This window comes from Roseateles sp. SL47 (assembly GCF_026625885.1).
GTDB lineage: Bacteria > Pseudomonadota > Gammaproteobacteria > Burkholderiales > Burkholderiaceae_C > Roseateles.
Genome location: NZ_CP113068.1, coordinates 1,115,733 through 1,129,930, shown reverse-complemented (window position 1 = coordinate 1,129,930; position 14,198 = coordinate 1,115,733). Strand labels below are relative to the sequence as shown.

Below are 14,198 nucleotides of genomic sequence, written 5' to 3'. Positions count from 1 at the left end.
AGCGTCAGGTAGCTCATAGAATGAGCCACCTATGGCAGGGCCTCAACTTTCTGAAAAAAAAAGTTGAGGTGGGCCCTTCGGCCAGGCTGTGGGCATCTCGAAGGCGACAAGGGGTGGGCTGTGGATCGAACCGAGCGCTTCTACAAGATCGAAATGATGATCCGCAGCCTTGGCTGCGTGAGCTTCGCCGAGCTGCGGGAGGCGCTGGAGGTGTCCCCGGCCACCTTGAAGCGGGATCTCCAATATCTGCGGGAGCGGATGGATGCCCCGATCGAATACGACGCCGCCGAGAACGGCTACCGCTTTGGCGAGCAGTGGCGGGGGCAGCGGCATGAGCTGCCGGGCGTGTGGTTCAGCGAAAAGGAGCTGCATGCGCTGCTGACCATGCATCAGCTGATGGCCAGCCTGGATGAAAACGGTCTGCTGAATCGGCATCTGCAGCCCATGCTGGACAAGCTGATTGGCATGTTGGGCGGGGAGGGCCAGCAGGCGCAGGAGATGACGCGCCGGATCAAGTTGATTTCAACCGCTCGGCGTCGGGTGGCGTCGGAGTTTTTCGAGACGGTGGGCAGCGCGGTGGTGAAACGGCAGCGCTTGCGGATCCGGTACCGAAAGCGCGGCCAGGGGGGCGGGGCGGTGAGCGAGCGCGAGGTGTCGCCGCAGCGGCTGGTTCACTACCGCAACACCTGGTACCTCGATGCCTGGTGCCATGGCAGCCAGGGCATGCGTCGTTTTGCGCTGGATGCGATGGAAGCGGCCGAGCCGGTGGACGGAGCGCCGCTGCACAGCCTGTCCCTGCGGCAGCTGGAGGATGAGCTGGACCAGGGTTATGGCATCTTTGCCGGGGGAGATCCGCAGTGGGCCACGCTGATCTTCAGCGACAGCGCCGCGCCATGGGTGGCCAGCGAGGAGTGGCATCCGTCGCAGCGCAGCGAGTGGCTGCCGGATGGCCGCTGGCGGCTGGAAATCCCGTTTGTGGATGCCACCGAGCTGCTGATGGACCTGCTGCGGCATGCAGGCCAGGTGGAAGTGGTGTCGCCGCCAGGGCTGAAGGACGCCTATGCCCAGCGCTTGCGGAGCGCGGTGGCGTTGTTGGACAAAGGCTGAGTCGGGCTTGGCCCCCGACAGAGACCATTCGCATCAGCGCAATCAGCGCAATCAGTGCCCATCAGCGGAGTCGGACTGCTCGGAGGGAGCCCCGGCTTCCGACGAACCCTCCGCCGCATACCGCGCCATCCGTTCACTCTTCCAATAGACGTCATCCCCGCCCTGGCCGTCCAGGTTGGCCCGATTGAGCACTCGTGCCAGCACAAACAAGAGGTCGGACAACCGGTTCAGATAGTGCCGAGGCGCTGAATTCAGGGTTTCATGATGCGCCAGTGTCACCACGGCCCGTTCGGCGCGGCGTGCCACCGTCCGGCAGACATGGGCGATGGCGGCACTGCGAGTGCCTGCCGGCAGGATGAACTCGGCGAGTCGGGGCAGGGTGGCGTTGTAGTCCGCAAGGGCCTGGTCCAGGTGCAGCACGGCTGCATCCTTCAGCAGGCTGTAGCCCGGCATGCAGAGTTCGCCCCCCAGGTTGAACAGTTCATGCTGGATGGTCACCAGCAGGTCACGGACATCCTCGGGCAGCGGTTCAGCCAGCAGCACGCCGATCTGGGAGTTGAGTTCGTCCACGTCGCCCATGGCCTGGACGCGCAGGTGGTCCTTGGGAACCCGGGTGCCGTCGCCCAGCCCGGTGGTGCCGTCGTCGCCGGTGCGGGTGGCGATCTGAGAAAGTCGATTGGCCATGAATGCGTCTGCGTCAGAGGCTGGAAAACCCGGCATCTTGCCGCAGATCGCTTCCCCTCACTCAATGTCGGCGACCGCTCCGATGGAACAGCGTGCGTTGCACCCCAGCATGAGGTGTCAGGGCATGGGGCCCGCTACGGTCGTGGCGCTCGGTGCGATCGGCCCGGTGGGCGGGAGCTCGGGCGGGGTGGACGGTGCGGCTGGGGAGTCCGTTGGCGGGGTGTGTTGCACGGGCGGCGTGGGCCCAGTGCGCGTCGCGTGGATGGGGGGCGCTGGCTGCGGGCGGCTGCGAGGCCGGGTGGGTTCAGGCAGGGCGAAGGAGGCGCTCAGATCGTCTTCGGCGGCCTGGGCGCCGGTCATGCGCCTGAGCTGGTCCTGCCACCAGATCTTGAGCCAGTCATATCGCAGGGAGACCAGCAGCGACATGCCGAGCAGCAGCAGGAATACCGTCCAGACCAGATCGGGCGACATCCAGAAAGCTGGCAGCGAGGCACTGGCCTGCGCGGACGAGTGTGTAACTGCAAGGGAGGAGGACATGTGGACTCCTTTCCAACTCTTTGCGAAGCTTGCCAAGGGCCTGCCACCAACAGGATCGGTGGACGTCCCGTCAGGCTGATACTGGCACTGCGACTGCCGACTTGCAAGCCTGCGGTCTGATGCAGGTCAAAGGCCCATCCAGGAGCTGACGGAGGGCGGGCTTCCTACAATGTCCCGTTCGGCCTCCAGGCCGCAGGAGATCCGGATGAATGCGCCACGAGAGCCTTGGGGAGCACTGGCTCCTCGCCCAGTGCCTGCCGCCATGCTGGAGGCCTTGCTGGAGCGCTTTGGCAGCCGATGCAGTACGGCCATTGCCATCCGCGAGCAACATGGCCGGGACGAATCCCCCTTTGATGTGGCACCGCCCGAGGTGGTGGTTTTTGCCGAGACTTCGGACGAGGTGGCCGCCGTGCTGGCGCTGGCGGATGAGCACCGTGTGCCGGTGATTCCCTATGGCGCCGGTACGTCGTTGGAGGGCCATCTGCTGGCGGTACAGGGGGGCGTGAGCCTGGATCTTTCCCGGATGAACCGCATTCTGCAGATCCATGCCGACGACCTGACGGTCACCGTCGAGGCGGGGGTGACCCGGAATCAGCTGAATGCAGCCTTGCGTCACCTGGGTCTGTTTTTCCCCATCGATCCAGGGGCGGATGCTTCGCTGGGCGGCATGTGCGCCACCCGGGCCAGCGGCACCAACGCGGTTCGCTACGGCACCATGCGGGAGAACGTCCTGGGGCTGACGGTGGCCACTGCGCATGGGCGGCTCATCCGCACCGGCTCACGGGCCCGCAAAAGCAGCGCGGGGTATGACCTCACCCGGCTGTATGTGGGCAGTGAAGGCACGCTGGGGGTGATTTGTGACGTCACGCTGCGCCTGTATCCGCTGCCAGAAGCAGTCTCTGCGGCGGTGTGTTCCTTCCCCAGCATCGATGCCGCCGTCCGGACCACCATCGCCATCATCCAGATGGGTGTGCCCATTGCCCGCTGCGAACTGCTGGATGCCCATGCGGTGCGGGCGGTGAATCGCCATGACAAGCTGAACCTGCCCGAAGCCCCGATGCTGCTGATGGAGTTCCATGGCTCAGCGGCCAGTGTGGAAGAACAGGCCGCGACGGTGCAGGCGTTGGCCCGCGACATGGCAGGGACCGACTTTGAATGGGCCACCACACCAGAAGCGCGCACCCGCCTGTGGACCGCGCGCCATCACGCCTATCTCTCGGCCTTGCAGATGCGGCCCGGCTGCCGCTGCGTGACCACAGACACCTGCGTGCCGATTTCGCGTCTGGCGGAGTCGATCAATGCGTCGGTGGCCGAGGTCGAGGCCAGCGGGTTGCCATATTTTGTCGTGGGGCATGTGGGCGACGGCAACTTCCACATGGGCTATCTCATCGATCCGGATCAGCCTCAGGAGCGGGAGCTTGCCGAACACCTGAGCGCCCAGATGGTGACGCGCGCCTTGCAACTGGAAGGGACCTGCACCGGGGAGCATGGCATTGGCTTGCACAAGCAGGGCTTCCTGCTGGAAGAAGCCGGGTCGGGGGCAGTGGATCAGATGCGAGCGCTGAAGTCGGCGCTCGACCCTCATAACATCATGAATCCGGGAAAGATCTTTCCCTTCCGTTGAGTCAATGCTGCGGTGCCGGCACGCTCCAGCGCCGGGTGACATCCCCGCGGCCGTTGACGCTCTCCAACTGCACGCCAAAGCCCCACAGCCGTGCCACATGCTTGAGCACCTCCTGCGCCTCGTCATGCAACGGGCGGTCCAGATGCTGGGTATGGCGCAGCGTCAGTGACCGGTCGCCGCGCAGGTTCACATTCCAGACCTGGATGTTGGGCTCGCGGGTGGAAAGGTCGTACTGGCGTGACAAGGCCTGCCGCACGTACTGGTAACCCGCGTCATCGTGGATGGCCGAGATCTCATACTCCGACTGCTTTTCATCGTCCAGGATGGAGAAGAAGCGGAAGTCCCGCATCAGCTTGGGGCTGAGGTATTGGGCGACGAAGCTCTCATCCTTGAAGTTGCGCATGGCGTGGTCCAGCGTCGGTAACCAGTCGGTGCCGGCGATGCTGGGGAACCATTCCCGATCTTCGGGTGTGGGCTGCTCGCAGATGCGCTTGAGGTCGGTATACATCGCGAAGCCCAGCGCGTAGGGATTGATCTGGGACATCGGCGGCTGCGCCACCACATTGGTGTGGGACTTCAGCCATTCGATCATCATGCCGTCCGACAGATACCCGTCGTCATACATGGTGTTGAGCAGGCGGTGGTGCCAGAAGGTGGCCCATCCTTCATTCATCACCTGGGTCTGACGCTGTGGATAGAAGTACTGCGCGATCTTGCGCACGATCCGCACGATCTCCCGCTGCCACGGTTCCAGCAGCGGGGCATTCTTCTCGATGAAGTACAGCAGGTTTTCCTGTGGCTCATCGGGGAAGCGCCGCTTTTCTTCCGCCTTGGCCTCGTCTTCCTGCCGGCGGGGCAGGGTGCGCCACAGATCGTTGATCTGGCGCTGGGCATAGGCCTCGCGGTCCTTGCGCATGGCCTGTTCCTGCGCCAGCGACAGCTTGGCCGGCCGTCGATAGCGGTCGACGCCGTGGTTCATCAGCGCATGGCAGGAATCGAGGGTGGCCTCCACGGCGTCCAGCCCATGGCGCTGCTCGCAGTCCGCCACATAGTTCTTGGCATACACCAGGTAGTCGATGATGGAGGACGCATCTGTCCACATCCGGAACAGATAGTTGTTCTTGAAGAAGCTGTTGTGTCCGTAGCAGGCATGGGCAATCACCAGCGCCTGCATGGCCAGCGTGTTTTCCTCCATCAGGTAGGCGATGCAGGGATCGGAGTTGATGACGATTTCATAGGCCAGGCCCATCTGGCCGCGCTTGTAGTGGCGCTCGGTGGCGATGAACTCCTTGCCGTAACTCCAGTGACGGTAGTTCACCGGCATGCCGACCGACGCATAGGCATCCATCATCTGCTCGGCGGTGATCACCTCCAGCTGGTTGGCATAGGTGTCGAGCCCATATCGTTCCGCGGTCTGGCGGATGACGTCGTGGTATTGCTCGATCAGCTCGAAGGTCCAATCGCTGGGGGAGGGCAGCGGTTGGTCCGGACGTCGTGCCAACGGTTTCATCTTTGTCAGAGGCGCCTTGGTCCGGCGCCCTCCATATTCGGCTTCATTGAGACCTGCGCTGACCATACGGCGATTCTCTAGACTGCTCATGGTTCACCCTCCAAGGCCTGTCATGCACTGACGCCTTCCTTCTTGAACAGATCACGGAAGACGGGGTAGATCTGTGCCACCTCCACCGCCTTGCGCATGGCGAAGTGGGGCACCTCCTCGGCCAGCCGGGCGTATTCCTCCCAGAGGTTCTGCTCGGCTTCGGCCACCTGCACATAGGCGTAATAACGGCACAGGGGCAGGATCTTGTCTGCCAGCAACTCCCTGCAGCGGCCACTGTCGTGATGCCAGTTGTCGCCGTCGCTGGCCTGGGCGCCGTAGATGTTCCATTCGTTGGCGGGGTAACGGGCGCGGATGATCTCTTCCATCATGACCAGGGCTGAGGACACCACGGTGCCGCCCGTTTCGGTGGCATGGAAGAAGTTTTGCTCGTCGACCTCCTGGGCCTGGGTGTGGTGACGGATGAACACCACATCGATCTTTTCGTAGTGCCGGGTGAGGAACAGGTAGAGCAGGATGAAAAAGCGCTTGGCCAGGTCTTTGCGGCTTTCATCCATGGAGCCCGACACATCCATCAGGCAGAACATCACCGCCCGGGTGGTGGGCTGAGGCACCTTGACGCGATTGCGAAAACGCAGGTCGATGGGGTCGAGGAAGGGGATGGCGGCGATTCGCTGGCGCAGCAACACGATGCGCGCCTCGGTGTCGGCCAGCAGGGCTTTCACGTCGGGTTTGGTCGCGTCCTCGTGCTGCAGCATTTCCAGCCGGGCTTCCAGCTCGTGCAGCTCGCGGCGCTTGTCCATGCCCAGGGCGATCCGGCGGCCGAGGGCGCCGCGCATCGACCGCACCACATGCAAGTTGGTGGGGGTGCCGTCGGTGACATACCCGGCGCGCACGGTCTTGTATTCCGGGGTTTCGGCGAGGGTGGTGCGGGCGAGATTCGGAAGCGCCAGATCTTCAAAGAAGACCTGCATGAACTCTTCCTTGCTCAAGTGGAAGACAAAATCGTCGTCTCCTTCTCCGGAGTCGCTGGCCTGGGCCCCGCCCTGACCTTGTCCACCGCCTTGCGGCTTCGGCACGCGATCACCCTTGATGTGTTCACTGTTGCCGGGCCGCACCACCTCACGGGTGCCACCGTCGCCATGACTGAACACAGGCTCCTTGAGATCGCGCTTGGGGATGTGGACATCTTCCCCCCGCTCCATATCCCGAATGCCGCGCTGATCCACTGCGCGCCGCACCGCATCGCGAATCTGATCGCGATACCGGCGCAGGAAGCGCTCCCGATTCCCAATCGATTTGTTCTTCCCCGAAAGCCGTCGATCAATGATCTGTTGCAGCGTCATAAAACAACCTCAGGTGAGCCTCAGATCCCCCGCCCACCAGTTCTGCATTGACCCAGCGGTGCACGCGGATCTGGCTCCGCCAGTCCGCCGTGCGCGCCCCCCTGGGGGGGCTCGCGAAGCGAGTAGGGGGGGGGCCTATTCAACTTGATTTGCGCACCCGCAAGTACCACTCGCAAAGCAGTCGCACCTGCTTGGGCGTGTAGCCCTTGTCCACCATGCGTTGCACAAAGTTCTCGTGCTTCTTGGCTTCGTCCGCACTGGCCTTGGCATTGAAGCTGATGACCGGCAGCAGCTCCTCGGTGTTGGAGAACATCTTCTTCTCGATCACCGTGCGCAGCTTTTCATAGCTGGTCCATGCCGGGTTCTTGCCGGCATGGTTGGCGCGCGCCCGCAGCACGAAGTTCACGATCTCGTTGCGGAAATCCTTGGGATTGCTGATGCCTGCGGGCTTCTCGATCTTCTCAAGCTCCGCATTCAGGGCCGAGCGGTCAAACACCTCGCCGGTGTCGGTGTCCCGATATTCCTGGTCCTGGATCCAGTAATCCGCGTAGGTCACATAGCGGTCAAAGATGTTCTGGCCGTATTCGCTGTAGCTCTCCAGATAAGCGGTCTGGATTTCCTTGCCGATGAACTCGGCATAACGCGGTGCCAGCACTTCCTTGATGAAGCCGATGAACTTCTGCTCGGCGTCCTGCGTGAATTGCTCGCGCTCGATCTGCTGCTCCAGCACATACATCAGATGCACGGGGTTGGCCGCAACTTCGGTGGAATCGAAGTTGAAGACCTTGGAGAGGATCTTGTAGGCGAAGCGGGTGGAGATGCCGGACATGCCTTCATCCACACCGGCATAGTCGCGATATTCCTGCAACGACTTGGCCTTCGGGTCGGTGTCCTTGAGGTTGTCACCGTCGTAGATCTGCATCTTGCTGAAGATGCTGGAGTTCTCCGGCTCCTTCAGGCGGGTGAGCACCGCGAACTGGGCCATCATCTTCAGCGTGCCGGGGGCACATTTGGCCTCGGCCAGTGACGAGTTGCGGATCAGCTTCTCGTAGATCTTCACCTCCTCGCTCACACGCAGGCAGTAGGGCACCTTGACGATGTAGATGCGGTCGAGGAAGGCCTCGTTGTTCTTGTTGTTGCGGAAGCTCTTCCATTCGCTCTCGTTGCTGTGCGCCAGCACGATGCCGTCGAAGGGAATGGCCCCGAAGCCTTCGGTGCCTTTGAAGTTGCCCTCCTGCGTGGCGGTCAGCAGCGGATGCAGCACCTTGATGGGCGCCTTGAACATTTCCACGAATTCCAGCAGCCCCTGGTTGGCCAGGCACAGGCCGCCGGAATAGCTGTAGGCATCGGGATCGTCCTGCGCATAGGTCTCCAGCTTGCGGATGTCGACCTTGCCGACCAGGGAGCTGATGTCCTGGTTGTTTTCATCACCCGGCTCGGTCTTGGCCACACCAATCTGCTTGAGCACGCTAGGGTGACGCTTCACCACCTTGAACTTGCGGATATCACCGCCGAATTCATCCAGGCGTTTGACCGCCCACGGGCTGAGGATCCGGTTCAGGTAGCGGCGGGGAATCCCATACTCGCGCTCCAGCAATGGGCCATCTTCCACCGGGTCGAACAGGCCCAATGGGGATTCATTGACCGGGGAATCCTTCAGTGCGTAGAAGGGCACATGCTCCATCAGCTGCTTGAGCCGTTCCGCAATGGAGCTCTTGCCACCGCCCACAGGGCCCAGCAGATAGAGGATTTGCTTCTTTTCTTCCAGGCCTTGCGCCGCATGGCGGAAATAACTCACCACCTGCTCGATGGCGTCTTCCATGCCGAAGAACTCGGCGAAGGCGGGGTAGATCTTGATGACCTTGTTCTGGAAGATGCGGGACAGACGGTGGTCGTTGCGCGTATCCAGCATCTGCGGCTCACCGATGGCCTTGAGCATGCGCTCGGCGGCGGTGGCGTAGGCGAGGGTGTTGCGCTTGCATTCCTGGAGGTATTCCTCCAGCGTGAGCTCCTCGACCTTGCTTCGTTCGTACCGTGCCGCGAAATGGCTGATCACATCCATGCTGACCTCCAACAGTTAGTCGTTTGGGAGGCGAGGCGTGGCCCGACGAGGGCCCGCATCGTCCAGGAAGTTCTGGCGACGTCCATGACTCAAGGCGTCATCAGAGCTTTCCGAGCTCAGCGCGTACTCAACGTGTACTCAACGTGTACTCAACGAACGAAACTTAGGAGGAACTCAACACCAATCTCAAGCTCAACTTCAACCCAAGGTGGGCATGGATGCAAGCATCCATTGCGCTTCAACATGTGGTCAATGCCACCCACCCGCCGGTGATCTACATCGTGACCTACATGGTGAGCCACACAGTGACCCACATTCAACAGCGTCCCACGGTCCAGTTCATGCCGGCCGCTGCTGAGGTGAACACTACCTGAAAGCTGGATTCGAGCCCAGCAGGATTTCAGTGGGGGTTCTACGGTACTAGCAAACGAACGGCCTATGCTGAACCAAAGCCGCATAACCTGCAGCGCAAAGCGGATGATGCCAGTGCTGCCGTCGAGGCTTTGTTGGTCCATGCTACGCCCATCGGAACCGATGCGCGATAGCAAGACGTGACCCTTCTATAACGGCGTGGATTACTGCGCGTTGACGGCTTCTTCCTGGGGTAAATCCCCGTCCGGGGTTCAGCTGTCGGCGGTGTCGCCCCGCAGCTTTTGCAGCAAGCCGTTCAACTCGTCGAGTGAACCGAAGCTGATGGCCACCTCGCCTTGTTCTCCGCGCTTGGTCTTTTTCTTGACGCGGATTTCCACTTGCGCGGTGAGCAGGTCCGACAGTTCCTCCTCAAGGCGGAGGACGTCCCGGCTCTTGTCACTCTTCACCCGCAGCAGCGGCGCCTGACGTCCGGCGGACGCCTGCTGGCGCTGCACCAGCTTCTCAGCCTCGCGCACGCTCAGCTTCTTGGCCGCGATTTCGGTGGCGCTGGTGATCTGGTGGGCTCCATCCAGCGACAGCAGGGCGCGGGCATGGCCCATGTCCAGGTCGCCGGCCATGAGCATGTTCTGTACGGGGTCGGCCAGGTTGAGCAGTCGCAGCAGGTTGCTGGCCGCGCTCCGGGAGCGTCCCACCGCCTGGGCGGCCTGCTCGTGGGTGAGCCCAAACTCTTCCACCAGGCGGCGCAAGCCCTGGGCTTCTTCCAGCGGGTTGAGGTCTTCGCGCTGGATGTTTTCGATCAGCGCCATGGCAGCGGCGGACTCATCCGGCACCGCCTTGACCAACACCGGCACCTCGGCGAGGCCGGCCAGTTTGGCGGCCCGGAAGCGGCGTTCACCGGCGATGATTTCGTAGCGGACCGCCCCGCTGGGCGTGATCGGCCGCACCAGGATGGGCTGCATGATGCCCTGGGCCTTGATGCTCTCAGCCAGCTCGTACAAGGAGCCCTCATCCATGCGGGTGCGCGGCTGATACTTGCCGGCTTGCATCTGCGTCAGAGGCAGCACGCCGGGTTCGCCCTCGCGCAGGGCGGGGGCATCGCTGACTTTGGGCCCGAGCAGGGCCTCGAGGCCCATACCGAGGCCCTTGGGTTTCTTGGTCACCATGGGGCGCGATTGTCCGCGATCCTATGGAGCAGCGAGCGGCCTTGCGGCCACTCGCCCAGTCCGCTGGCCGCATTCATGTGACCCAGGGCCCCGGCCATCACCATCTGGGCCCCCCAATCGGCCGCCATGCCGCTGGCGCGCTCCAGGCTGCAGTAGGGGTCGTCGGAGGACACCACCACCAGCGTGGGGAAGGGCAGGCGGCTGCGCCGGATGGGCTTCCAGTTGTGCAGTTGGGGGGGCATGTCGTCCCGCTCGGTGTCTGGAGGGGCCACCAGCAGCGCAGCGGCCACCCGTGCGGTGTGCTGCGAATGGTCGGCCCAGGAGGCTACCAACTGGCAACCCAGGCTGTGGGCCACCAACAGGGCTGGCTGCTGGTCCAGGCGTGGGTCTTGCTGCAGCACCTCATCCAGCCGGGCCATCCAGTCGCCCCGGCGGGGCCATTGCCAGTCGGCCTGCTCCACCCGGACATCGCCCCAGCGACGTTCCCACTGGCTCTGCCAATGGTCCGGGTCGGAATTGAGCCAGCCGGGCAGCAGGTAGACCGGCGCACTTCCCCCCGGCCGTTCTGCGGCCCTGTCGGGTGTTGCTTCGGTGTGGAGATCGGGCGCACGCGGGGTGGCGGTCATCTATTGGCCTTATGCTTCGCGTTTTCTGAACAAGCAGCGGATTTTGCAGGAGCGGCGGCGATGAAGTACGCGGTGTATGTGGATGGACAGGAAGGCACAACGGGCCTGCGCATCAATGAATATCTGGCACGCCGGAATGACGTTGAGCTGCTGCGCATCGATGCGGACAAGCGCAAGGACCCCGCCGAGCGGGCACGCCTGCTGAATGCCGCCGATGTGGCCTTCTTGTGCCTGCCGGATTCGGCCTCGCGGGAGGCGGCCGCCATGGTCACCAATCCCAAGACCTGCCTGATCGATGCCAGCACGGCGCATCGCACAGCGCCTGGCTGGGTGTTTGGTCTGCCAGAGCTGGCTCGCGGCCAGCGTGACGCCATCCGCCAGGCCAAGCGCATTGCCAACCCCGGCTGCCATGCCACGGCCTTCATCCTGGCGGTGCGTCCGCTGGTGGATGCCGGCCTGCTGCCGAAGCATGCGCACGTCACCGCCACCTCCATCACCGGTTATTCCGGTGGCGGCAAGAGCATGATTGCGGAGTACGAGGCCGGCGGCAATGCCAAGCTGACGTCGCCCCGGCCATACGCGCTGGGCCTGGCCCACAAGCACATCCCGGAAATGATGGCGCATACCGGGCTGGCGGTGGCGCCGGTGTTCATGCCCATCGTGGGCAACTTCTACAAGGGCCTGGCGGTGACCGTGCCGCTGCATCTCAGCGACCTGCGCGCCGGCACCACGCCGCAGCAGGTGCGTGATGCCCTGGCGGCTCATTACGAAGGTGAGCGCTTTGTTCGGGTGAGGCCGCTGCGTGATCCGGACACCCTGGCGCACGGCTTTTTTGATGTCCAGGCCAACAACGACACCAATGATGTCGACCTCTTCGTGTTTGGCCATGACCAACAGATTCTGGTCATGGCTCGTCTGGACAACCTCGGCAAGGGCGCCAGTGGTGCCGCTGTTCAGTCGATGAACGTTCACCTGGGTGTGGACGAAGCCACTGCATTGGTGTGACGGTGGAGCGGCATTGGCGCCGGGATGAGGACGTCCCGGCCGCCGTCCTGGAGGACATCCGGCACGGTGTGTTGCTGCATGGACGTCAGCAGGCGCAGGGCAGTGATGCCCGGGACATCGCGGTGGCGCTGTTCCAGGACGGCGAGTTGCTGGCGGGCGGTTGGGGCCGCACCGAGTTCCAGCGGCTGTATGTGAGCTATCTCTGGGTCCGGGAGGACCTTCGAGGGCAGGGGCTGGGCGGCGACTGTCTGCGCCAGCTGGAAGCACAAGCCTTGCGCCGGGGCTGTGTCGACGCTCTGGTGGAAACGCTGCTGGATGATGTGTCCGAGCTGCTGGAGCACCTGGGTTATGTCTGCATGGCCCATGTCCATGACTATGTGCCGGGCTTCACCCGCCACATCATGCTGAAGGTCTGGACGCCGCGCGATTGAATGCGTGCGCCCGGTTCAGGGCCACGCGCGCGGATCGTCGCTGCGGTAGTGATAACGGTAGGCATGCTGGAAGCCCAGCCGCGCGTACAGGGACTGAGCCGGGGTGTTGTCGGCCGCCACCTGCAGATAGGCTTCGCTTGCACCCTGCTGGCGGGCGGTCCTCAGCAGCGCCGCGCAGAGCCGATACCCATGGCCCTGACCGCGATGCTCGGGCGAAGTCATGATGTCGAAGAGACCCACGATGGACCCGTCGACGGCGATCTGCCCATAGGCCAGCGGGCTGCCATCGTCTGCCTGCAGGCAGAAGGCCTGATGAGGCACCGGCGCTGTCCGCAGGCGTTCGGCATGGCCGTGGATCTCTTCCGGCGTCGACCCGCGCAGCCGTCCCACCTGGTCCGCATAGGCTTCCCTCGTCAGGGCCATCAGCGGCGACGCTTCCTGGCCGTCGGAAGTGTCCAACAGCTCCAGGCTGGGCATCACCTTCACGTCGGAAGGATCAAATGCCTTCCACCCTCGCGATGCCAGCCACGCGTCCAGCTCGGGGGGCTGGCTGAAGGGCGTCATACGCATCAGGACGGGCAAGCCGGCTTGCTCAAAGCTGCGGCGGCTTCGCGCCAGCAATTCATCGATGGGGAGTTGGCCGGTGGTCCCCAGGGCGTTGATGCAACGGGAGCGGCGTGCCTTGCCGGGGGACAGGCGCAGCAACCATCCTTCGATCAATGTTTCACGTGGAGAAGCGGCGGCATTAAGCCCAGCTTGTTCCGCACGCCATGCGAGGTCACGCAGCGCTGCGGCGGGGGCGGAGAGATCGAGACCCGGGGGCGTGGCTACCGTGGGATTCACCGCATCGACCCCACACGCTGCACCATTTCCTTGGCGAAGTCGATGAAGGCCTGCGCCCCCTTGGATGCCCCATCGAACACCACACCGGGCATGCCATAACTTGGGGCTTCAGCCAGCCGCACATTGCGCGGAATGACGGTGTCGAACACCTTCTCGCCAAAGTGGGCCTTCAGCTGTTCGCTGACCTGCTGCTGCAGGGTGATGCGCGGGTCAAACATCACGCGGAGCAGCCCGATGATTTGCAGATCAGCATTCAGGTTCGCGTGGATCTGCTTGATGGTGTTCACCAGGTCGGTCAGGCCTTCCAGTGCAAAGTACTCGCACTGCATTGGCACCACCACGCCGTGGGCTGAGCACAGCCCGTTGAGGGTCAGCATGGAGAGGGAGGGGGGGCAGTCGATCAGGATGAAGTCGTAATCCTTGTCGACGGCGGCCAAGGCAGTCTTCAAGCGCTGCTCGCGGCGCTCCAACTCCACCAGCTCCACTTCGGCGCCGGCCAGTTCCCGGTTGGCCCCCAGCACGTCATAGCCCGAAGCTTCCGCACGTTGACGCGCTTCTGCGACGGTCGTGGACTCCAGCAGCACGTCGTAGACGCTCGCCGTGAGCGCCCGCTTGTCGATGCCGGAACCCATGGTGGCATTGCCTTGGGGGTCCAGGTCCACCACCAGCACGCGCTGGCCGATCTTCGCCAGGCCAGCGGCCAGGTTCACGGTCGTGGTGGTCTTGCCGACACCACCCTTTTGATTTGCAACGCAGAAAATCTTGGCCATGGACACGATCGGTCTGGGAAAAGGCAGGGCGGGAAGCTTAACCGCTAAGACCCGCTCTGTTCAGAGAAGA

At 63.3% G+C, this 14,198-nt stretch carries 14 protein-coding genes; 5 read left to right on the top strand and 9 right to left on the bottom strand.

Features of this window, described 5'->3' with window-relative positions:
• The first annotated feature begins 120 nt into the window (after positions 1–120).
• Complete coding sequence (locus OU995_RS04925; RefSeq protein WP_267834394.1) at positions 121–1,107, top strand: helix-turn-helix transcriptional regulator; 987 nt, start codon at positions 121–123, stop codon at positions 1,105–1,107.
• A gap of 51 nt (positions 1,108–1,158) precedes the next feature.
• Here the strand turns inward: OU995_RS04925 and OU995_RS04920 are convergent, their stop codons facing one another.
• Entirely contained in the window at positions 1,159–1,791 is a 633-nt protein-coding gene (locus OU995_RS04920; RefSeq protein ID WP_267834393.1) for a cob(I)yrinic acid a,c-diamide adenosyltransferase, read from the bottom strand.
• A 117-nt stretch (positions 1,792–1,908) separates the two neighbouring features.
• Positions 1,909–2,328 carry a hypothetical protein gene (locus OU995_RS04915; RefSeq protein WP_267834392.1) on the bottom strand — a complete coding sequence of 140 codons (420 nt, stop codon included), beginning with the start codon at positions 2,326–2,328 and terminating at the stop codon, positions 1,909–1,911.
• A gap of 205 nt (positions 2,329–2,533) precedes the next feature.
• Here OU995_RS04915 and OU995_RS04910 point away from each other — a divergent pair, with 205 nt between their 5' ends.
• Entirely contained in the window at positions 2,534–3,952 is a 1,419-nt protein-coding gene (locus tag OU995_RS04910) for an FAD-binding oxidoreductase (RefSeq protein WP_267834391.1), read from the top strand.
• Between the two features lies 1 nt (position 3,953).
• On the opposite strand, the gene OU995_RS04905 is transcribed toward OU995_RS04910, so the two are convergent.
• The 3 genes from OU995_RS04905 to OU995_RS04895 form a co-directional block, all read right to left on the bottom strand.
• Positions 3,954–5,462, bottom strand: coding sequence for a SpoVR family protein (locus OU995_RS04905; protein ID WP_267836180.1), 1,509 nt, complete (start codon positions 5,460–5,462; stop codon positions 3,954–3,956).
• Between the two features lie 110 nt (positions 5,463–5,572).
• Entirely contained in the window at positions 5,573–6,856 is a 1,284-nt protein-coding gene (locus tag OU995_RS04900; protein ID WP_267834390.1) for a YeaH/YhbH family protein, read from the bottom strand.
• Between the two features lie 139 nt (positions 6,857–6,995).
• A complete protein-coding gene (locus tag OU995_RS04895) occupies positions 6,996–8,918 on the bottom strand; it encodes a PrkA family serine protein kinase (RefSeq protein ID WP_267834388.1) in 1,923 nt (640 codons plus the stop codon).
• Between the two features lie 218 nt (positions 8,919–9,136).
• On the opposite strand from OU995_RS04895, the gene OU995_RS04890 reads away from it, so the two are divergent.
• Entirely contained in the window at positions 9,137–9,292 is a 156-nt protein-coding gene (locus OU995_RS04890; RefSeq protein ID WP_267834387.1) for a hypothetical protein, read from the top strand.
• A gap of 249 nt (positions 9,293–9,541) precedes the next feature.
• Here OU995_RS04890 and OU995_RS04885 read toward each other — a convergent pair whose 3' ends face one another.
• Both OU995_RS04885 and OU995_RS04880 read right to left on the bottom strand, forming a co-directional pair.
• Complete coding sequence (locus OU995_RS04885; RefSeq protein ID WP_267834385.1) at positions 9,542–10,453, bottom strand: ParB/RepB/Spo0J family partition protein; 912 nt, start codon at positions 10,451–10,453, stop codon at positions 9,542–9,544.
• Positions 10,447–11,079 (bottom strand): RBBP9/YdeN family alpha/beta hydrolase, encoded by a 633-nt coding sequence (locus tag OU995_RS04880; RefSeq protein ID WP_267834383.1) that lies wholly within the window; start codon positions 11,077–11,079, stop codon positions 10,447–10,449. Before OU995_RS04880 ends, OU995_RS04885 begins: the two co-directional genes overlap by 7 nt.
• A 60-nt stretch (positions 11,080–11,139) precedes the next feature.
• On the opposite strand from OU995_RS04880, the gene argC reads away from it, so the two are divergent.
• Complete coding sequence (gene argC, locus OU995_RS04875; RefSeq protein WP_267834381.1) at positions 11,140–12,084, top strand: N-acetyl-gamma-glutamyl-phosphate reductase; 945 nt, start codon at positions 11,140–11,142, stop codon at positions 12,082–12,084.
• Positions 12,081–12,515: a GNAT family N-acetyltransferase gene (locus tag OU995_RS04870; RefSeq protein ID WP_267834379.1), complete on the top strand. Its 435-nt coding sequence runs from the start codon at positions 12,081–12,083 to the stop codon at positions 12,513–12,515. Before argC ends, OU995_RS04870 begins: the two co-directional genes overlap by 4 nt.
• Positions 12,516–12,530: 15 nt before the next feature.
• Here the strand turns inward: OU995_RS04870 and OU995_RS04865 are convergent, their stop codons facing one another.
• Both OU995_RS04865 and OU995_RS04860 read right to left on the bottom strand, forming a co-directional pair.
• Positions 12,531–13,358: a GNAT family N-acetyltransferase gene (locus tag OU995_RS04865; protein ID WP_267834378.1), complete on the bottom strand. Its 828-nt coding sequence runs from the start codon at positions 13,356–13,358 to the stop codon at positions 12,531–12,533.
• Entirely contained in the window at positions 13,355–14,128 is a 774-nt protein-coding gene (locus OU995_RS04860) for a ParA family protein (protein WP_267834377.1), read from the bottom strand. Before OU995_RS04860 ends, OU995_RS04865 begins: the two co-directional genes overlap by 4 nt.
• Positions 14,129–14,198: the final 70 nt, after the last annotated feature.